This window comes from Sphingomonas sp. GW821-FHT09B04, assembly GCF_059418285.1.
The window spans coordinates 411,379-429,306 of record NZ_JBWKPO010000002.1 but is presented as its reverse complement, the minus strand read 5'-3'; the positions used below and the strand labels follow the sequence as shown (position 1 = coordinate 429,306).

19 protein-coding genes are annotated in these 17,928 nt (G+C 67.1%); 13 read left to right on the top strand and 6 right to left on the bottom strand.

Translation table 11 applies throughout. From position 1 onward, the window contains the following. Positions 1–81: 81 nt before the first annotated feature. Complete coding sequence (mutM, locus tag AC07NK_RS08020) at positions 82–894, bottom strand: bifunctional DNA-formamidopyrimidine glycosylase/DNA-(apurinic or apyrimidinic site) lyase (protein WP_495170059.1); 813 nt, start codon at positions 892–894, stop codon at positions 82–84. A gap of 56 nt (positions 895–950) precedes the next feature. Here mutM and AC07NK_RS08015 point away from each other — a divergent pair, with 56 nt between their 5' ends. The 9 genes from AC07NK_RS08015 to AC07NK_RS07975 are packed head-to-tail and all read left to right on the top strand — an operon-like array spanning position 951 to position 8,339. Next, positions 951–1,682, top strand: a complete 732-nt coding sequence (locus tag AC07NK_RS08015) for a class I SAM-dependent methyltransferase (RefSeq protein ID WP_495170058.1) — start codon at positions 951–953, stop codon at positions 1,680–1,682. Continuing rightward, complete coding sequence (gene ubiB / locus AC07NK_RS08010; protein WP_495170057.1) at positions 1,679–3,211, top strand: 2-polyprenylphenol 6-hydroxylase; 1,533 nt, start codon at positions 1,679–1,681, stop codon at positions 3,209–3,211. The genes AC07NK_RS08015 and ubiB overlap by 4 nt, the downstream gene beginning before the upstream one ends. A gap of 32 nt (positions 3,212–3,243) precedes the next feature. Further along, positions 3,244–4,371, top strand: coding sequence for a hypothetical protein (locus tag AC07NK_RS08005; RefSeq protein WP_495170056.1), 1,128 nt, complete (start codon positions 3,244–3,246; stop codon positions 4,369–4,371). Next, positions 4,368–5,543 (top strand): bifunctional phosphopantothenoylcysteine decarboxylase/phosphopantothenate--cysteine ligase CoaBC, encoded by a 1,176-nt coding sequence (coaBC, locus tag AC07NK_RS08000; protein WP_495170055.1) that lies wholly within the window; start codon positions 4,368–4,370, stop codon positions 5,541–5,543. The genes AC07NK_RS08005 and coaBC overlap by 4 nt, the downstream gene beginning before the upstream one ends. After that, a complete protein-coding gene (locus AC07NK_RS07995; RefSeq protein WP_495170054.1) occupies positions 5,533–6,360 on the top strand; it encodes an alpha/beta hydrolase family protein in 828 nt (275 codons plus the stop codon). The genes coaBC and AC07NK_RS07995 overlap by 11 nt, the downstream gene beginning before the upstream one ends. After that, a complete protein-coding gene (dut, locus tag AC07NK_RS07990; RefSeq protein WP_495170053.1) occupies positions 6,357–6,806 on the top strand; it encodes a dUTP diphosphatase in 450 nt (149 codons plus the stop codon). Before AC07NK_RS07995 ends, dut begins: the two co-directional genes overlap by 4 nt. Further along, a complete protein-coding gene (locus tag AC07NK_RS07985; RefSeq protein WP_495170052.1) occupies positions 6,806–7,243 on the top strand; it encodes a hypothetical protein in 438 nt (145 codons plus the stop codon). The genes dut and AC07NK_RS07985 overlap by 1 nt, the downstream gene beginning before the upstream one ends. After that, on the top strand, positions 7,240–7,992 hold the full coding sequence (locus AC07NK_RS07980; RefSeq protein WP_495170051.1) for a HesA/MoeB/ThiF family protein: 753 nt from the start codon (positions 7,240–7,242) through the stop codon (positions 7,990–7,992). The genes AC07NK_RS07985 and AC07NK_RS07980 overlap by 4 nt, the downstream gene beginning before the upstream one ends. Next, positions 7,971–8,339 carry a peroxiredoxin gene (locus AC07NK_RS07975; RefSeq protein ID WP_495170050.1) on the top strand — a complete coding sequence of 123 codons (369 nt, stop codon included), beginning with the start codon at positions 7,971–7,973 and terminating at the stop codon, positions 8,337–8,339. The genes AC07NK_RS07980 and AC07NK_RS07975 overlap by 22 nt, the downstream gene beginning before the upstream one ends. Before the next feature lie 326 nt (positions 8,340–8,665). Here AC07NK_RS07975 and AC07NK_RS07970 read toward each other — a convergent pair whose 3' ends face one another. Both AC07NK_RS07970 and AC07NK_RS07965 read right to left on the bottom strand, forming a co-directional pair. After that, positions 8,666–10,000, bottom strand: coding sequence for a metal-dependent hydrolase family protein (locus tag AC07NK_RS07970; RefSeq protein WP_495170049.1), 1,335 nt, complete (start codon positions 9,998–10,000; stop codon positions 8,666–8,668). A gap of 56 nt (positions 10,001–10,056) precedes the next feature. Next, positions 10,057–11,151 (bottom strand): alpha/beta fold hydrolase, encoded by a 1,095-nt coding sequence (locus tag AC07NK_RS07965; RefSeq protein WP_495170048.1) that lies wholly within the window; start codon positions 11,149–11,151, stop codon positions 10,057–10,059. A 142-nt stretch (positions 11,152–11,293) separates the two neighbouring features. Here AC07NK_RS07965 and AC07NK_RS07960 point away from each other — a divergent pair, with 142 nt between their 5' ends. Continuing rightward, positions 11,294–12,730 (top strand): hypothetical protein, encoded by a 1,437-nt coding sequence (locus AC07NK_RS07960; RefSeq protein WP_495170047.1) that lies wholly within the window; start codon positions 11,294–11,296, stop codon positions 12,728–12,730. Between the two features lie 8 nt (positions 12,731–12,738). Here AC07NK_RS07960 and AC07NK_RS07955 read toward each other — a convergent pair whose 3' ends face one another. Together AC07NK_RS07955 and AC07NK_RS07950 are read right to left on the bottom strand one after the other, a co-directional pair. Next, entirely contained in the window at positions 12,739–13,233 is a 495-nt protein-coding gene (locus tag AC07NK_RS07955; protein WP_495170046.1) for a vgr related protein, read from the bottom strand. A gap of 1 nt (position 13,234) precedes the next feature. Next, a complete protein-coding gene (locus tag AC07NK_RS07950) occupies positions 13,235–13,672 on the bottom strand; it encodes a PH domain-containing protein (protein WP_495170045.1) in 438 nt (145 codons plus the stop codon). 125 nt (positions 13,673–13,797) lie between these two features. On the opposite strand from AC07NK_RS07950, the gene AC07NK_RS07945 reads away from it, so the two are divergent. Further along, positions 13,798–14,253: a YciI family protein gene (locus AC07NK_RS07945; RefSeq protein ID WP_495170044.1), complete on the top strand. Its 456-nt coding sequence runs from the start codon at positions 13,798–13,800 to the stop codon at positions 14,251–14,253. Here AC07NK_RS07945 and AC07NK_RS07940 read toward each other — a convergent pair. Continuing rightward, entirely contained in the window at positions 14,213–14,644 is a 432-nt protein-coding gene (locus AC07NK_RS07940) for a copper chaperone PCu(A)C (RefSeq protein WP_495170043.1), read from the bottom strand. The genes AC07NK_RS07945 and AC07NK_RS07940 overlap by 41 nt on opposite strands. A 172-nt stretch (positions 14,645–14,816) precedes the next feature. Here AC07NK_RS07940 and dnaK point away from each other — a divergent pair, with 172 nt between their 5' ends. Further along, positions 14,817–16,727, top strand: a complete 1,911-nt coding sequence (dnaK, locus tag AC07NK_RS07935) for a molecular chaperone DnaK (RefSeq protein ID WP_495170042.1) — start codon at positions 14,817–14,819, stop codon at positions 16,725–16,727. Positions 16,728–16,792: 65 nt separating this feature from the next. After that, positions 16,793–17,911 carry a molecular chaperone DnaJ gene (gene dnaJ / locus AC07NK_RS07930; RefSeq protein ID WP_495170041.1) on the top strand — a complete coding sequence of 373 codons (1,119 nt, stop codon included), beginning with the start codon at positions 16,793–16,795 and terminating at the stop codon, positions 17,909–17,911. The last annotated feature ends 17 nt before the right edge of the window (positions 17,912–17,928 follow it).

The following is a 17,928-nucleotide window of genomic DNA, read 5'->3' as shown; positions in this document are numbered from 1 at the left end:
TCGATGCGAAAAGAGGCGCGGAAATCACATCCCCACGCCGGGAAAGCGCGCCCCTTAGCCATTCGAGCGATTCGGGTCAACCTAACGCTGGCATTTCGGACACCAGAAGGTCGAACGCCCGCCCTCGGTATAGCGTGCGACGGTACCGCCGCATTCGCACGGTTCGCCCTCACGCCCATAGACTTTGAACTGCTTCGAGAAATAGCCGAGTTCGCCATCGGGGCGCGCATAGTCGCGCAACGTCGATCCGCCGGCCTCGATCGCCGATTCGAGCACGGCGCGGACTTCGGCGACCAGCCGCTCAAGCCTGGGCCTGGTGATCGCCCCGCCACCACGCATGGGCGCGATGCGCGATTCGTGCAGCGCCTCGCAGACATAGATGTTGCCGAGCCCGGCGACGATTCGCTGGTCGAGCAGCAGCAACTTGATCGACGCCACCCGCCCGGCGAGCACCCGCTGCAGGTGATTCGCGGTGAAATCTGGCCCCAGCGGCTCGGGTCCGAGCGCCTTGAATGCGGGCCACTCCGCCAGCTCCGCGGTCGGCACCAGATCGACCGATCCGAATCGCCGCGGGTCGTTAAGCGCCAGCGTACGTCCTTCTTCCGTTTCGAGAATCAGGTGGTCATGCGCCAGCTCCTCGGTCGGATCGATGCGCCAGCGCCCCGACATGCCGAGATGGAAGATCATCGTGTCGCCGCGGTCGGTGTCGATCAGCCCGTATTTGGCGCGACGGCCGAGCGACGTGACCGTCGCACCGGTCAGCCGCTGCCCCAGATCCTGCGGCATCGGCCGGCGCAGATCGGGCCGCCGCATCAGCACGCGGCGGATGCGCCGCCCCTCCAGCACAGGGGCGAGACCGCGCACGGTCGTTTCGACTTCGGGAAGCTCGGGCATTCGATTGAGCTATGTTGCGTTTGCTCCGTCCACAAGCCTTGGCTAGAGCGCACCGCATGACCGACACCGTCTCCTTCGGCTACGAAGATGTCGCCCGCGAGGACAAGACCCGCCGCGTCGGCGGGGTCTTCTCCAGCGTCGCCCCCAGCTATGACGTGATGAACGACGCCATGTCGGGCGGGCTGCACCGCATCTGGAAGGATGTATTCGTCCGCCGGGTGAAGCCGCGTGAGGGCGAGGCGATCCTCGACATGGCCGGCGGCACCGGCGACATCGCTTTCCGCATGGCCGAATCGGGCGCGGCGGTGACCGTCGCCGACATCAACCCCGACATGCTCGCCGTCGGCATCGAGCGCGCAGCGAAGCGCGGCATCGACGGACTCGTCTGGAGCGAAGCGAACGCCGAGACCCTCCAATGGCCCGATCGCTTCTTCGACGCCTACACGATCGCCTTCGGCATCCGGAACGTCACCGACATCCCGATGGCGCTGCGTGAGGCGCATCGCGTGCTCAAACGCGGCGGCCGCTTCTTCGTGCTCGAATTCTCGACCACCGTCTGGCCGGGCTTTTCGGACGTGTACGACGCTTATTCGCACCATATCGTCCCCAAGCTCGGCAAGCTGCTGGCGAAGGACGAGGACAGCTATCGCTACCTGATCGAATCGATCCGCCGCTTCCCCGACATGCCAACCTTTGAGGGCATGATCAAAGACGCCGGCTTCGTGCAAACCCGCGTCGAACCGATGCTGGGCGGCCTTGTGGCGATCCATAGCGGCTGGAAGATTTGACCGCTCCCGTCGTCCATCTGTGGCGTCTCCTCAAATGGGGCCGCACGCTGGCGCGCCACGGCGCGCTGCAGGGAATCGAGCGCGACCGCAATACGCCGCGCCCGGTGCGCCGTCTTGCCCGGCTCGCCCGCTTCGGCGCGCGCGTGCCCGAGACGCCGCGTTACGCGGACGCGTTGCAAGCCATTGGCCCCGCCGCGATCAAACTCGGCCAGACGCTCGCGACCCGCGCCGATCTGATCGGCGAGGCGGCGACGCACGATCTGATGCGGCTGCAGGACGCACTCCCGCCCGTCCCCTTCGCGGTGATCCGCGCGGCGATCGAGCACAGCTTCGAAAAGCCGATCGAGGCACTGTTCACCGAGATCGAGGAAGTGCCGATCGGCGCCGCATCGATCGCGCAGGTCCATCGCGCCACCACCACCGACGGCCGCACGGTCGCGATCAAGGTGCTGCGCCCGGGGATCGAGGCCGAGTTCGCCAAGGCGATCGATACCTATGAATGGGCCGCCGCCCAGCTCGAGGCGCAGGGCGGCGAGGTCGCGCGGCTGCGCCCGCGCCTCGTCATCGAGACCTTCAAACGCTGGACCGCGCGCGAGCTCGACCTGCGCCGCGAGGCCGCCTCCGCGTCCGAGCTGTCGGAGTCGATGGAGGCCGAGCCCGATTTCACCGTTCCCGCGATCGACTGGCAGCGCACCACCGGCAAGGTGCTCACGCTCGAATGGATCGACGGCATCAAGCTGTCGAACCGCGATGCGATCGTGGCAGCGGGCTATGACACCGAGAAGCTCGCCAACACGCTGGTCCGCGCCTTCCTGCGCCAGGCGATCTCGGAAGGCTTCTTCCACGCCGACATGCATCAGGGGAATTTGTTCGCGCTCCCCGGCAACCGCATCGCCGCGATCGATTTCGGCATCATGGGCCGGATCGACCGGCGCGCGCGCGTCTGGCTGGCCGAAATCCTCTATGGTCTGATCACCGGCAATTACCGCCGCGTGGCCGAGATCCATTTCGAGGCGGGCTATGTCCCCGCGCACCACAATGTCGCCGAGTTCGCAACCGCCCTCCGCGCCGTGGGCGAGCCGATGCGCGGGCTCCCGGTCAAGGACATGAGCGTCGGGATGATGCTCGACAGCCTGTTCAACATCACCCGCGACTTCGACATGCAGACCCAGCCGCATCTGCTGCTGCTGCAAAAGACGATGGTAATGGTCGAAGGCGTGGCGACACGGCTGCACCCCGACATCAATCTGTGGGATTCGGCCGCGCCGTTCGTGCGCGAATGGATCCGCACCGAGCTGGGGCCGGAGGCGTTCATCGCCGACCGGCTGTCCGAGGATCTCAAGACCCTTGCCCGGCTGCCCAAGCTGATCCGCAACATCGAGCGCCATTTCCCCGATCCCGGCGGCGCACCCCCCGCCCCGCCGCTCCGGGACATCGAAGTCGTCCGTGTCGGCGGCGGCTGGCGCTACGCCGCGGTCGCGCTGCTTGCAGCGGGCGCCGGCGTCGCCGCGACGCTGCTGCTGACCTGACAGCATCGGCCGGCTGCGATAGAACCGCCCCAATGACCCGCATCAAGCCGCTCTGGCTGGCCGAGCCGTCCCGCTTCGCGCAATTCCCGCGAACCCGTGCACGGATTGCCGCAGCCTTGCTGGGGCTGTTGTTGCTGACCTGCCTCACCAGCCTGACGGCGCCCGCACCGCCACCGCCCGGAGCCGGCACGGAAAGCCCCGCCGACGACCAGCGCGACATCATCCTGTACGAAACCATCGTCGATGCCGTCCGGCATGGCGGCGCCTATTATCCGACGGCGGCCGAGGCGCTTCGCGTCGGTGATTATCCGCTGCGCCCGTTCATCACGATGCGGATGCCGGGACTGGCGATGATACAGGCGCATTTGCCGCATGTCGTGGTGCTGGCGCTGCTCTATGCGCTGGTGCTCGCCGTTGCGCTGGCCTGGTATGCGCGGTTCCGCGACGCGCTGACCGACTGGCCCGCACAAGCGGTTGCGATGGCGCTGCTCGCCGGCGGGCTGATGGCCTTTGTGCAGGCCGACCTCTGGGCGTTTCACGAACTCTGGGCCGGCCTGCTCATCGCTCTTTCGCTGGCATTGCGGCGGCCGGGACGGTGGATCGAAGCGGTCGCCGCCGGGCTGCTGGCAGCGCTGATCCGGGAAACCGCCGCGCTCTATCTCGTCATCATGGCGCTCGCCGCCTGGCGCGATCGCGAGCGGCGCGAGATGTTCGGCTGGAGCGCCGCGCTCGCCATTCTCGCAATCGCGCTGATCGCCCACGCCTTTGCCGTCGCGCGCGTGGTGGGCCCGCTCGACCCCGCCTCACCCGGCTGGTCCGGAATGCTGGGCATCGGTTTCTTCATCAACGCGATCAGCGTTTCCACTGCGCTGGCGCTCGCCCCCCTCTGGCTCGCCGCGATCCTCGCGGGGCTGTCGCTGTTCGGCTGGACGGCGTGGCGAGATCCGCTGGCAGCACGCGTCCTGCTGGTCATCGCCGCATATGCCGCGATGCTCGCCCTCTTCGCACGGGCCGACACCTTCTACTGGGTGCTGCTGATCGCCCCCATTTTCCTTGTCGGCCTCGTCTTCGCACCCGACGGACTGCGCGACCTCATGGCACGCGCCCTCGACAGGCGCCGCGTGCGCGTGCAGAGGGTAGGCATGGATCCAGAGCGATGAAGCGCATCCTCCTGATCGTCGGCGGCGGGATCGCAGCCTATAAGGCGTGCGAACTGATCCGCCTCGCGCGCAAGGCGGGGATCGGGGTGACCTGCGTCCTCACTTCGGGCGGCCAGCATTTCGTCACCCCGATGACGCTCGCCGCGCTGTCCGAGAATCAGGTGTTCACGACCTTGTGGGACCTCAAGGACGAGGCGGAGATGGGCCATATCCAGCTCAGCCGGAACGCCGACCTCGTCGTCGTCGCGCCCGCCACCGCCGACCTGATGGCGAAGATGGCGGCAGGACATGCCGACGATCTCGCAACGACCTTGCTCCTTGCCACCGACAAACCGGTACTCGCGGCTCCCGCGATGAACGTGCGGATGTGGCAGCACGCGGCGACGCAGCGCAATGTCGCGCAACTCCGTGCCGACGGCGTCATCGTGATGGAACCCGATGAGGGCGCGATGGCGTGCGGCGAATACGGTCCGGGCCGCCTGCCTGAGCCTGCCGCAATCCTCGCCGCGATCGAAGCGGCGCTGGCGCCTGCATCGGGACCGCTGGTGGGCAAGCACGTGCTGGTCACCGCCGGGCCGACGCACGAGCCGATCGATCCGGTGCGCTACATCGCCAATCGCTCGTCGGGGAAACAGGGGTTCGAGATCGCGGGCGCGCTCGCCGAACTGGGCGCGCGGGTGACGCTGGTGGCGGGGCCGGTGACCTTGCCCACCCCGCGCGGCGTCGACCGGGTGGACGTGGAGACAGCGCGCGAGATGGCCGAAGCGGTCGACGCCGCGCTCCCCGCCGACGCGGCGGTGATGGTTGCTGCGGTCGCCGACTGGCGCACGAGCGACGCCGCGGACCAGAAGATCAAGAAGGGCGGTACCACCCCGTCGCTGAGCCTTACGGAGAACCCCGACATCCTCGCCACCCTCGGTCACAGCGACCGCCGGCCCGCGCTCGTTATCGGCTTTGCCGCCGAAACCGAACGGGTCGTCGAACACGCTACCGCGAAACGGACTCGCAAGGGCGCAGACTGGATTGTCGCCAATGACGTTTCCGGCGATGTGATGGGCGGAGATGCGAACACCGTCCACCTCGTCACCGCCAGCCGCACCGAGAGCTGGGAAAAGCTGTCCAAGCAGGATGTCGCGCGCCGTCTGGCGCAGCGGATCGCCGATGCGCTCTAGCCTCGCCCGCGCCGGATTGGTGCTGCTCCCACTGCTGATGGCAGGGTGCAGCGCAAGCAAGATGGGTGCCGTCGCCGACGCGCCCCCGCCCGCGCCTCCGCTGTTCACCGAGACGCTCGGCGACGCGAAGCGCGATGCCGAGACGCTGTTCGTCGTCGTGCATGGCGACGGCAAGGGCGGCACCGCGATCGATCTCCGGCCGTTCAGTCAATCGCTCGCCACTGCGGCGCCCGGTAGCGCGGTCGTGCGCGTATTGCGCCCGGGCTTTGCCGACGGCGCCGGCAACCAGTCCCCGGGAATTCAGGGCGAAGGCACCGGTGACAATTACACCAGCGACCGCATCGCGACGGTTGCCGAGACGATCGCCGCGCTCCGCCAGCGTCATCGCCGGGCACGCGTCGTCGCGATCGGTGAGGGCGGCGGAGCGGCGATCATCGCCAACCTCGCAGGCCTGCGCCCGGACCTGCTCGACGGCATGGTGCTCGTCTCCTGTCCCTGCGCGCTGCCCGAATGGCGCCGCTATATGGCCGGACGCGAAAAGCCGCCCGAACCGTGGCGCGCCAAGGTCGACAGCCTCGACCCGCTCCAGACCGCTGGCGGGATCGCCCCCGACCTGCGCGCGGCGCTGCTGAGCGGCGGCGACGACCAGAAGGTCCCGGCCCGCTTCGCCCGCACCTATGCCGAAGCGCTGTCGCTGCGCGGCATCGCCACCGATTTCCGCATCCTGCCTTCGCGCGGGAGCAACATCCTCGACGACCCTCAGGTGATCGAGGCGGCCCGCCGCCTTGCCGCCGCCTTGCCCCGGAAACCCGCATGACCGCCGCGCCGATCACCATCGAACTCACCCGCCTGTCGCATGGCGAGGGCCTGCCCCTGCCCGCCTATGCCACCGCAGGCGCCGCCGGAATGGACGTGGTCGCTGCCGAGGACCTGATCCTTGCACCGGGTGGACGCCACGCCGTCGCCACCGGCTTCGCGATCGCGATCCCCGAAGGGTATGAAGTGCAGGTCCGCCCGCGCTCGGGCCTCGCGCTCAAGCACGGCATCACCTGCCTCAACACGCCGGGCACGATCGACAGCGATTATCGCGGCGAAGTGAAAGTGATCCTCGCCAATCTCGGCAGCGACGCCTTCCCGATCGCACGCGGCGACCGGATCGCACAGCTGGTCGCCGCGCCCGTCCAGCGCGCGGTATTCGCCGAAGTCACCACGCTCGACGAGACGGTGCGCGGCGCCGGCGGGTTCGGGTCGACGGGACGCTGATGGCCGGAGCCTGGCTCCCTCTTCTGCTGATTGCCGCCGCGGTGCAGGAAACCCCGGCGCCGCCTCCAGCTGCGTCCGCGCCAGCGCCCGAGCAGAGCGCCGGGATCGACTGGGCCAAGCTTCCCGACCTTCCCTATCGCCAGACGCCGCTGATGACCGCGCCGATGAACGCCTATGTCCAGGGGCAGGCGCGCGTGAACAAGTGTCGCCAGCGGCGGACGGTCGACGGTCGTCCGGCGATGCGGGTGGAAGTCGCGGTGCTGGTCCATCCCGAGGATGGCGTGCGCGCCTCGATCCCCCGCGCGATCGGCTGTGCCTCAGTCGAGCAATATGCCGCAGGCCTCGTCTCCAGCTTCGCGCGCAACAATCTCGCCCCGCGCGCCGCGACCGCGGAACAATGGTATCGCGCCACCGTCACCTTCATCTGGGCGAAATGACCCTCAGCGACGAAGAGCTCGAACGTTACGCCCGCCATATCATCCTCAAGGAAATCGGCGGCGCGGGGCAGATGCGGCTCAAGCGCGCGCGGGTTGCGGTGATCGGCGCCGGTGGAATCGGCTCACCGGCCCTCCAGTATCTCGCGGCGGCGGGAGTCGCCCGGCTCACGGTCATCGACGACGACCGGGTCGACCTGTCCAACCTCCAGCGCCAGACGCTGTTCGGCACCGACGATGCCGGCAAACGCAAGGGCGATGCCGCGGTAACCGCGCTCCACCGCCTCAACCCGCATGTCGAGGTCACGTCGCACCCCGTCCGCATCGATGCCGCCAACGCCGACGCGCTGCTCGCCGGGCATGACGCGATCCTCGACGGCACCGACAATTTCGCCACGCGCCTCGCCGTCGCTGACGCCGCGCTGCGCCATCGCATCCCCCTTGTCAGTTCCGCCGTTGGCGAGTTCGAAGGGCAGCTCGGCGTGTTCCGCGGCTGGGAGGCGGACAAGCCCTGCTATCGCTGCTTCACCGGCGCCGATCCCGAACGGCCCGGCATCAACTGCGCCGAACAGGGCGTGATCGGCGCGCTCACCGGGCTGATGGGCAGCCTCGCCGCGCTCGAGGTGATCCGTGCGATCGTCCCGTTCGGCGAAGACAGCGCGGGCAAGCTGCTGATCGCCGACACGCTGGCACTGCGCTTCCGCACGCTGACCTTGCCCAAGGACCCCGGATGCCCGGCATGCGCGGCCTGACGATCCTCGCAGCGACCGCCGATATCGAGCGGTTCCGCGCGGCCCTGTCGCTCGCCTGCGCCCATGCAGCGGTGGGTGGCGCTACCCGGCTCTATTGCCATGAAGCAGCCGTGGCGCTGCTCGTCCCTGGTGCGGATGCCGGTGACGATACGCTTGCCGCAACGGGGCTGGCGACGCGTGCACAATTGCTGGCCGAAGCGCTGGACAGCGGCGTCACGCTGATCGCCTGCCAGACCGGCCTCGCGGCGCAGGGCATCGCCTTCGACACCCTCGCAACCGGCGTCGAGCCGGGCGGTCTCGTCTCGCTGCTCGCCGGATTGAACAACGACCGGCTGGTCACGCTCTAGGCGCGCTCGCCCCGATCAACGCGGCCACCGGAAACCATTTTCCTACAGCACCGCTTTCGCGATATCTGGTTCGTCCCATGTGCAACCGGGACCCCTGCCCTTCGCCAGAACACGCCCGCCCGGCGCGCCGGTGGCGCTTCGGCGCGCGCTTGCGACGCGAACCTGTCGCGTCGGTGACGCGCGCCTGTTCGTTCGTGGCGCGTCAGCGGCGCGTGCGCGACGCCCCGTCGTCGCGTCACCGGCGCATTCCCGGCGCCTTTCCGGGGCGTTGCAGTCGCTTCCGCTGCAAAACCCCTGTTTTCCGTCGGCTACGTCAAGCGGAAGCGTCAGTCGGCTGGAAAGCCCTGCCGCTTGCCGCCGGCCTTGTGGACGACGCCGTGCCGCATCACGAAGTCGACCTTCTCCATCCGCGTCACATCCTCGATCGGGCTGCCCGAAACCGCGATGATGTCGGCATCCTTGCCCGGCTCAATCGTCCCGATCGATGCCGAACGGCCAAGCGCCTCCGCTGCATTGACCGTCGCGGCCTTGAGCGCCTGTGCGGGCGCCATCCCTGCCTTCACCATCATCGCGAATTCGCGGGCATTCTCACCATGCCTGGACACGCCGCTGTCAGTGCCGAACGCGACCTTTACTCCTGCCGCAAAGGCCTTGGTGTGGCTGGCCAGCGCCGCCGCGGCGGCTTCCTCGGCCTTGGGGATTGTCGCGGGCGGGAGCATGCCTGCGCGCGCCTGCTGGAGCGCAGCGGCGGGCGCCATCATCGTCGGGACCAGCCAGATCCCCTTGGCCTTCATCGCGGCGATCGCCTCGTCGTCGAGGAACGAGCCGTGATCGACCGTGTCGACACCCGCGGCAATCGCCGCCTTGGTCCCGGCAACGGCATGGCTGTGCGTCGCGACCCTGCGGCCAAGCCCGTGCGCGGTGTCGACGATCGCCTTCATCTCTTCCTCGGTCATCGCACGGCCGAGACCGCCCGACACATTGGAGAGGACACCGCCGGTCGACATGTACTTGATCACCTGCGCGCCCAGCGCGACCTGCTGGCGCACCGCGCGACGGCAATCGTCAGGACCGTCGCAGGTGTTGATCGTGTGCTGGTGCACGGCGTCCGCGAAGGTTTCGGCGAGACCGTTGGTGGGATCGCCGTGCCCGCCCGAGACCGAGATCGGGTTGCCTGCGTTGACGATGGTCGGGCCAGCCACTGTGCCCCGCTCCACCCCTTCGCGCAGCGCGCGCATCCCGCGCGCGTTACCACCCAGATCGCGCACCGTGGTGAAACCCGCCTCCAGCGTGATCCGCGCATTGTCGATCGCGAACATCATGTTGTCGCCATCGTCGCGGTTGAGCGCAGTCAGGCGGTTGCGCATCGGATCGCCGCCGATGCCCCAGAAATGGACGTGCATGTCGACCAGCCCCGGCATCACGAACCGGTCCTTGAGGTCGATCAGCTCCGCCCCTGCCTCGGGCTCGGCATAGCCGGCCCGCACCTCGGCCACCTTGCCGTCGCGTACGATGATCGTGCTCGGCCCGCGTGGCGCTTCACCCGGTTTCGCCAACAGTGCGCCGGCATGGATGAACCTGACCTTCGGCGCCGGAGCGGTCTGCGCCGCGAGCGGTGTGGCGGCAAGCAAGGCGGCGGTGACGGCGACGATACGGCGCATTTCGGAACTCCCCCATTTGTTACGCGAGAAACTAGCGGCAACCCCAAGCACCGCCATCACTTTTTCGCGTCAGTCCTGGTCAGCGGGACGACATGGTCGAGCAGCGCCGCAAAGGTCCGGCCAGGCTCCTCGATCATCGGCAGGTGCGCCGAATGCTCGAACCACACGACCCGCTTGTTCGGCGCGGAGAGACGGCTCGCCCAGTCTGCCGCGAGCTGCGAATCGGTCGTGGTGTCGTGGCGGCCGAGGAACAGGATCACCGGCGTCTTGACCTTGCGCAGTTTCATGAAGCTGACGTCGGCGAGCCGCGGCCACAAATTGGTCACCGTGAACAGGCTGCCGTCGATCCACGCCTTGCGATCGGCGGGGGTGTATTCGGGTGAGAGGCGGGTCGAGCGATGGTAGAAATTCGCGTCGGCACGATAGGCCGCGAGCGAGCCATAGCGGATCGCGTACTTGCGCCATTCGTCGGCCTGCTGGATCGTGAAGCGGTCGCCATCGGGATAGGGCGCCAGCGCCTCCACGCCCTTGATCGCTTCGGTGTCGCCGCGCTTCTTCGCCTGCTCGATCGTCCACGCCATGCCGGCGCGCTCGTTCTTCTTCCAGTCAATCACCTGACCCATGCCGATATAGGCGTGGAGCAGGTCAGGCCGCCGTTCCGCCACGGCGAGCCCCACCGCGGTACCCCAGCTATGGCCGAGCACCACCACCTTGCGCTTGCCGTAGCGTTTGCGCAGCGCCTCGATCAGCTCGATCGCGTCGTCGACATAGCGGTCGAAAGTCAGCGTGGGGGCGAGCGTCGCGGGATCGTTGAGCAGATAGGATCGCCCGGCACCGCGCTGGTCCCATTGCACGACGGTGAAATAGTCTTCCCATGGCCGCTGGAAGGTCCAGGCGATCGGCATCTCGACCGCGCCCGGCCCGCCATGGATGAACAGCATGATCGGGTTGTCGCGATCGGCACCGCGGACGTTCACCACCTGCTTCGCGCCCCCCAGGGTCAGCTCGAACGTTTCCTGCACGCCGCTGGGAACGACGATGCGTCCGATGTCGGCGATGATCTCGCGTGCGGGTGCATAGGGATCGGGCGTCTGGGCAGCGGCCGGGGACATGGCAAGTAATGGCAAGGTCAGCAAAATCATCCGGCGCATTCATCTCTCCCTGTTTATGGAACAAAGCTAGGATCGGTCCTCGCGTCCCGCAATCCGAAACGCCCCGCTTGCTGAACGAAACATGCAGCGACCGTTCATCGATTGAAGCGCACAGTTTATCGTATCGATTTGGAGGGGCGTGATGGGCCGCATCGGACGACTGACCGGAATAGGGATGTGCAGCGCACTGGCACTGGCCGTACCGGCGCTGGCCCAACCTTTGACCGTGCAGGTGCGCGAACAATCGCGCGACAGCCTGTCGGACGATGCCGACTATCAATGGATCGACGACGCCGACGCGCTGCTCGACGCGATCGGTGACGCGCCGCCCGATTTCACCTTCGCCTATGACCGCACCGACATCTGGGGCTGGCGCACCGGCACCGGCCACGAAATCTACGCCGAGCCGTTGGGCGGAACGATCCGCTATTATTATTTCGAGCCGAACAGCCGCGAGCCGTTCCTGGTGCAGGACGAGGATTTCGCCTTTGGCTACCGCCCCGGCGGACGGCTGATTGTCGCCTATGACCGCAATGGACGGCTGCTCTCGCGGAGCGAAGGCGACCGCGAGACGGACCTCGCCGACTGGCTCTACCGCCGCGGCCGCGCGATTCATGCCTCGGCGCAGAATGACCGCGGCTGGGACCCGGTCGATGCGGGCTATTGGTCGGAGCAGGTTCCGATCATCGTCGACCTCCGGTTGCGCTGGTCGTCGGGACGCGACCGGTATCCGGGCTGGCGACGCTGGCACGGCCACTCGGGGGCTGCGAAGTGGCGCGAACCGCTCACCGCAGAACGCCAGCGCCGGTGGTCGGCAGGCGACCGGTTCCGCCGCTGGCAGCAGGGCGGGTTCCGCGGTCCGCCGCCGCGCTTCGGCGATGGCGCGCAGACTCCGACGCCGGGCGTTCGCCCGCCGCGGCCGGGCTGGAGGCCCGGCATGACCCGGCCGCACCACCCCGACGGCACACCGGGCGCCCGCCCGCCGCGTCCGGATGGCCGGCCCGGCTGGGTCCGGCCAAGGCCGCCGGTCGATACAACGCCAGGGGGCGAGCTGCCTCTGCGTCCCGACCGGCCAGGCTGGGTCCGCCCGGGACCTTCGATCATCGGCGCGCCGCCGGTCGTCCGTGCGCCGATCGACAGCGCCCCGGACCTCGATCGCCCGCAACGTCCCGAGCGCCCGAACTGGACCCGGCCGAGGCAGCCGGGAGCCGATTTCACGCCCGGTATGCGGCCCCCTCGGTTCGAACGGCCCCCACGCGAAGGAGGCGCCCCGGATCGGCCAGTCCGTCCATCCGACGATCGTCCGCGCTGGCGTCCGGACGGTGCGCCGCGCCCCGGAACCGCGCAGCCCGGCGTCGCGCCTTCTGACCCCCCTCGCATGCGGCCCGACCGACCGAGCTTCACGCGCCCACCGGGTTTCGCGCCCGTCGAACGGCCGCAGGTTACGCCACGCCCGGCACCGCCCGCGCCCCCGCCAACCTATGTGGCGCCACCGCCTCCACCACCACCGCCACCACCGCCACCACCGCCACGGTCCTCTGAGCGCGTGATGGACCGCCTGATCGAGCAGCCGCAGTAAGTTGGCGATCAGGCGATCCGGCCGAGGCTTCCGGTGAAGGGGAGGATATCGCGATACTGCTCCAGCGGCGGCGCGCCGGGAATAACCGCGCCGCGGCGGAGCAGGAAGACGTGGCGAACGATCTCCGCCTGCTGCTCGAGCCCGTAACGCCCGAGCCGCCAACCGGGCTTCAGACTATAGTCGTACCGGCAGAAGGGATGGCGACGCAGGGGCAGGAAGATGCCCTTCTGGTGCTGCCAGATATGCGCCATCTCGTGGATGAACAGGCCCTGGAGATCCAGCGAGGCCTGCGCGAAATCGTCACGATAATGGCACCCCTTGGGATGGAAATGGATGCAGCCCATCGGCGCCATGGTGATTGTCCGCGGCTGGAAGAAGATCCATTTGCGGTTCGCGATCTGCGCACGGTCATAGTCGATCGCGTCGCCGAAGATGCTGCTGGCGAGTGCAATCTCGCCGATGGTGAGCGGCCGTCGGGCGCCGGTACGCGAAGCTTCTTCCATCTCAGATATCTTCGTGCACCATGTCGATCTCGCGCACCCCGCGCTCGCGCCGGGCGGCATTGACCAGTTCGCGCAGCTTCTCGCGCCGGGCGCGTGCCTGATCGACGTCGCGGATTACCAGCGGTCCCGCCTTCGTCGTCTCGTCGGACGAGGTGATCGTGATGGTGCCGATATCCGCCCATTGGTTGATCAGGCTGAAATCGATCCGCACGTCCTTGATGCGATACAGCTCGATCTCGTCGATCGACTTCACGAAAATGCCCCTGTGCAGGATCATCCGGTCGCCGGTCACTTCATAGGTGACGGCCAGATTGGCGATCCATTTGACCAGCACGATGATCAGCCCCACGCCGACTAGGCACAGCAACAGCGTCCCCCACCCCGCCAGCGTTCCGCGAAGCCAGCCCCAGGTCGAGGAACGAAAGCGATCGATCGTCATGCAGGTTCCTTTGTCGGCTTTACAGGGCGAGCATAACGCAAAGACGGGCGGCGGACAGCCCGGCGTCGCTACGGCTCCACGCGCATGGTAACGTCGACAGAACAAACCATCGGAGGAGGGATGTCATGCAGATCGTGATCCGCGCGGTGCTGGCCGCCAGCTTGCTGACGAGCGCGCTCGCCGCAACGGCGGCGGCCTCTGAACCGCAACAGCAACCCGCAGCCGCAACGCGCCCGCTGTTCGCGATCGTCTATCGCGCCGGTCCGGCATGGAAGCCCGGCGTGCCGATGAAGGACCAGGGGCTGCGCGATCACTTTTACTATGTGAAGGCGCTGCACGAACGCGGCGACATCGTCTATGCTGGCGCGATGGGGCCGGACGGCGGCCTGATGCTGATCCATGCCGCCGATCAGACCGCAGCGCAGGCGATTGCAGCCAGCGATCCCGCGGTGAAGACCGGAATCTTTCTCGCCGATGTGCGGCGCTACACACCGCGTTTCGTGGGTACGGGCGCGGCGACGGCTGCCCCCCCTGAGTCTATCAGTGCTGGGCGTTGCCGACCCTGGCCGTTGCGGCCTTGACCTCGATCGTCTTGCCGTCGGCAAAGGACAAGCGCAGGGAAACCATCTCGCCCGATCGCACCGAGGGTGAGACGTCAAACAACATGACATGCTTGCCACCGGACTTGAATTCGACCGTGCCACCCGCAGGAATGGCGATATCCTTCAGCGGCGCCATCGTCATCATCCCGCCTTCATGCTTCATCTCGTGCATTTCGGCGCGGATCGCCACCGGAGTTGAAACCGCGACCAGACTGGTCGCCTGTGCGCCCCCCTTCACCGTAAAATAGGCCACACCCGGCCGTCCGCTCACCACCGGCAGATGTACCGAGGCATCCTCGACGGTAAGGTCAGCCTGCTGGCAACCTGCCAATACCGTGCTCGCCAAAATAGTCGCGAAAACCGCCCGCATCACGCCCTCTCCTCCCGATTCGGGAACGTTGAAGGCGGTCCTATGCCCCGCTCTGCCTTGCGGCAAGGCGCGGCTCACCTATATCGCGGCTTGTAACAGCTGGATTGCCTTTTCAGGGATCCGGTAAGTGGTTGAAACTTTTAGATTAGGCACGGGGGCCAATAGAGGACTCATGGCAAAGGTTATCGGAATCGATCTCGGCACCACCAACAGCTGCGTTGCAGTGATGGAGGGCGGCAAGCCCAAGGTGATCGAGAATGCGGAAGGCGCGCGTACCACGCCTTCGATCGTTGCATTCGCCAAGGATGGTGAACGTCTGGTCGGCCAGCCGGCGAAACGCCAGGCGGTGACCAATGGCGACAACACGATCTTTGCGGTGAAGCGCCTGATCGGCCGCCGCTACGACGATCCGATTACCAAGAAGGACACCGAGCTGGTGCCCTATACCATCTCCAAGGGTCCGAACGGCGACGCATGGGTCAAGGCCGGCGGCGAGGATTATTCGCCGTCGCAGATCAGCGCCTTCATTCTCCAGAAGATGAAGGAAACCGCCGAATCGTACCTCGGCGAGACCGTGACCCAGGCGGTCATCACCGTTCCCGCTTACTTCAACGACGCGCAACGCCAGGCGACCAAGGATGCCGGTAAGATCGCGGGTCTCGAAGTGCTGCGCATCATCAACGAGCCGACTGCCGCGGCGCTCGCCTATGGGCTTGAGAAGACCGACGGCAAGACGATCGCCGTTTATGACCTTGGCGGCGGTACCTTCGACATCTCGATCCTCGAGATCGGCGATGGCGTGTTCGAGGTGAAGGCCACCAACGGCGACACCTTCCTCGGCGGCGAAGACTTCGACTCGAAGGTCGTCCAGTTCCTGGCGGACGAGTTCAAGAAGGCTGAGGGCATCGACCTCACCAAGGACAAGCTCGCGCTCCAGCGCCTGAAGGAAGCTGCCGAGAAGGCGAAGATCGAGCTGTCGTCGGCTGCGACGACCGAGGTCAACCTGCCCTTCATCACCGCCGACGCCAACGGGCCGAAGCATCTCGTCAAGACGATCACTCGCGCTGATCTGGAGAAACTGGTCAACGACCTGATCCAGCGCACGCTCGAGCCGTGCAAGAAGGCGATGGCCGATGCTGGCGTCAAGGCGGCTGCGATCGATGAGGTCGTGCTGGTCGGCGGCATGACGCGCATGCCCAAGGTGCGCGAAGTCGTGAAGTCCTTCTTCGGCAAGGAGCCGCACACCGGCGTCAACCCGGACGAAGTCGTCGCGATCGGCGCCGCCATTCAGGCCGGCGTGCTGCAGGGCGACGTCAAGGACGTGCTGCTGCTCGACGTGACCCCGCTGAGCCTCGGCATCGAGACGCTGGGCGGCGTGTTCACCCGCATGATCGACCGCAACACCACGATCCCGACCAAGAAGTCGCAGACCTATTCGACCGCTGACGACAATCAGCAGGCGGTAACGATCCGCGTCTTCCAGGGCGAGCGCGAGATGGCCGCGGACAACAAGATGCTCGGCCAGTTCGATCTGGTCGGCATTCCGCCCGCCCCGCGCGGCGTGCCGCAGATCGAGGTCATTTTCGACATCGACGCCAACGGCCTGGTCAACGTGTCGGCCAAGGACAAGGGCACCGGCAAGGAACAGCAGATCCGCATCCAGGCCTCGGGCGGCCTCTCGGACGCCGACATCGACCAGATGGTCCGCGACGCCGAGCAGTTCGCCGAAGAGGACAAGAAGCGCCGTGCTGGCGCCGAAGCGAAGAACAACGCCGAGAGCCTCGTCCACACGACCGAGCGCCAGCTCGCGGAGAATGGCGACAAGGTCGACGACGCGTTGAAGGGCGAGATTCAGGCCGCGATCGACGAGGCCAAGGCCGCGATCGAGGGCGGTGACGCCGATGCGATGAACGAGAAGAGCCAGGCGCTCGCGCAGGTCGCGATGAAGCTGGGTCAGGCGATCTACGACAAGCAGCAGCAGTCCGAAGCTTCGCCTTCGGCAGATGCAGCGACTGCGGAGAAGACGGATGGCGACGATGTCGTCGATGCCGAATTCTCCGAGGTGGACGACAACAAGGCGTAAGCTATGCTCGCCCCCGCCATTTTCGAGTTTCGGGAATGGCGGGGGGATGAGCGGGGGCCGAGTGAATGACCACCCAGATTGATTATTACGAATTGCTCGAGATCGAGCGCAGCGCCGACGACGCCACCATCAAGGCCGCCTTCCGCAAGCTCGCGATCAAGCTTCACCCGGACAAGAATGGCGGGTGCAAGGATCACGAGGCGAAGTTCAAGGCCGTTAACGAGGCCTATGACTGCCTGAAGGACCCGCAGAAGCGCGCTGCCTATGACCGGTTCGGCCATGCCGGACCGGGTGGAATGGGCGGCGGCGGTCAGGGACCGGGCTTCGACGCCTTTTCCGACATCTTCGAAAGCGTGTTCGGCGAATTCATGGGCGGCAGCCGTGGCGGCCAGCAGGCACAGCGACGCGGTGCCGACCTGCGCTACGACATGGAAATCAGCCTGGAAGACGCCTTCCACGGCAAGCAGACCGACATCACCGTTGATGTATCGGGCATCTGCGACCCGTGCGGCGGCACCGGCGCTTCGCCCGGCACCATGGCCAAGACCTGCGGCACCTGCCGCGGGCATGGCAAGGTGCGTGCGCAGCAGGGCTTCTTCATGGTCGAGCGGACCTGTCCCTCGTGCCATGGCGCGGGCAAGACGATTACCGACCCGTGCCGTAATTGCCGCGGCGAGGGTCGGGTCGATCATACCGTGACGCTCGCGGTCAATGTCCCGCCGGGTGTGGACGAGGGAACGCGCATCCGCCTGTCCGGTCAGGGCGAGGCAGGCGCACGCGGCGCGCCTCCGGGCGACCTCTATATCTTCCTCCACATCGCACGGCATTCGATCTTCGAGCGCGAGGGCACGACGCTCTACGCGCGCGCGCCGATCAGCTTCACCACCGCGGCGCTGGGCGGGGAGATCGAGATTCCGGGGCCGGATGGTGAAGTGCACCAGATACGGATCAACCCCGGCACGCAGTCGGGGCGCGAGGTGCGGCAACGCGGCGCCGGCATGCCGGTGCTGCAGGGCCGCGGCCGCGGCGATCTGGTCGTGAAGCTCGAGGTCGAGATCCCGACGAAGCTGTCGGTCGAGCAACGCGAACTGCTCGAGCAGTTCCGCACCCTGGAGACCGGCGAGGAATGCCCGGCATCCACCGGCTTCTTCGACAAGCTCAAAAAGGCGGTGGGCGGCTGCTAAAGCCGCCCACCGGCCTT

Bases quoted from the DNA above. Each gene is read 5' to 3' on its own strand.
- mutM (WP_495170059.1), bottom strand. From the start codon at position 894: ATGCCCGAGCTTCCCGAAGTCGAAACGACCGTGCGCGGTCTCGCCCCT.
- AC07NK_RS08015 (WP_495170058.1), top strand. From the start codon at position 951: ATGACCGACACCGTCTCCTTCGGCTACGAAGATGTCGCCCGCGAGGAC.
- AC07NK_RS08005 (WP_495170056.1), top strand. From the start codon at position 3,244: ATGACCCGCATCAAGCCGCTCTGGCTGGCCGAGCCGTCCCGCTTCGCG.
- coaBC (WP_495170055.1), top strand. From the start codon at position 4,368: ATGAAGCGCATCCTCCTGATCGTCGGCGGCGGGATCGCAGCCTATAAG.
- AC07NK_RS07995 (WP_495170054.1), top strand. From the start codon at position 5,533: ATGCGCTCTAGCCTCGCCCGCGCCGGATTGGTGCTGCTCCCACTGCTG.
- dut (WP_495170053.1), top strand. From the start codon at position 6,357: ATGACCGCCGCGCCGATCACCATCGAACTCACCCGCCTGTCGCATGGC.
- AC07NK_RS07985 (WP_495170052.1), top strand. From the start codon at position 6,806: ATGGCCGGAGCCTGGCTCCCTCTTCTGCTGATTGCCGCCGCGGTGCAG.
- AC07NK_RS07980 (WP_495170051.1), top strand. From the start codon at position 7,240: ATGACCCTCAGCGACGAAGAGCTCGAACGTTACGCCCGCCATATCATC.
- AC07NK_RS07975 (WP_495170050.1), top strand. From the start codon at position 7,971: ATGCCCGGCATGCGCGGCCTGACGATCCTCGCAGCGACCGCCGATATC.
- AC07NK_RS07970 (WP_495170049.1), bottom strand. From the start codon at position 10,000: ATGCGCCGTATCGTCGCCGTCACCGCCGCCTTGCTTGCCGCCACACCG.
- AC07NK_RS07965 (WP_495170048.1), bottom strand. From the start codon at position 11,151: ATGCGCCGGATGATTTTGCTGACCTTGCCATTACTTGCCATGTCCCCG.
- AC07NK_RS07960 (WP_495170047.1), top strand. From the start codon at position 11,294: ATGGGCCGCATCGGACGACTGACCGGAATAGGGATGTGCAGCGCACTG.
- AC07NK_RS07955 (WP_495170046.1), bottom strand. From the start codon at position 13,233: ATGGAAGAAGCTTCGCGTACCGGCGCCCGACGGCCGCTCACCATCGGC.
- AC07NK_RS07950 (WP_495170045.1), bottom strand. From the start codon at position 13,672: ATGACGATCGATCGCTTTCGTTCCTCGACCTGGGGCTGGCTTCGCGGA.
- AC07NK_RS07945 (WP_495170044.1), top strand. From the start codon at position 13,798: ATGCAGATCGTGATCCGCGCGGTGCTGGCCGCCAGCTTGCTGACGAGC.
- AC07NK_RS07940 (WP_495170043.1), bottom strand. From the start codon at position 14,644: ATGCGGGCGGTTTTCGCGACTATTTTGGCGAGCACGGTATTGGCAGGT.
- dnaK (WP_495170042.1), top strand. From the start codon at position 14,817: ATGGCAAAGGTTATCGGAATCGATCTCGGCACCACCAACAGCTGCGTT.
- dnaJ (WP_495170041.1), top strand. From the start codon at position 16,793: ATGACCACCCAGATTGATTATTACGAATTGCTCGAGATCGAGCGCAGC.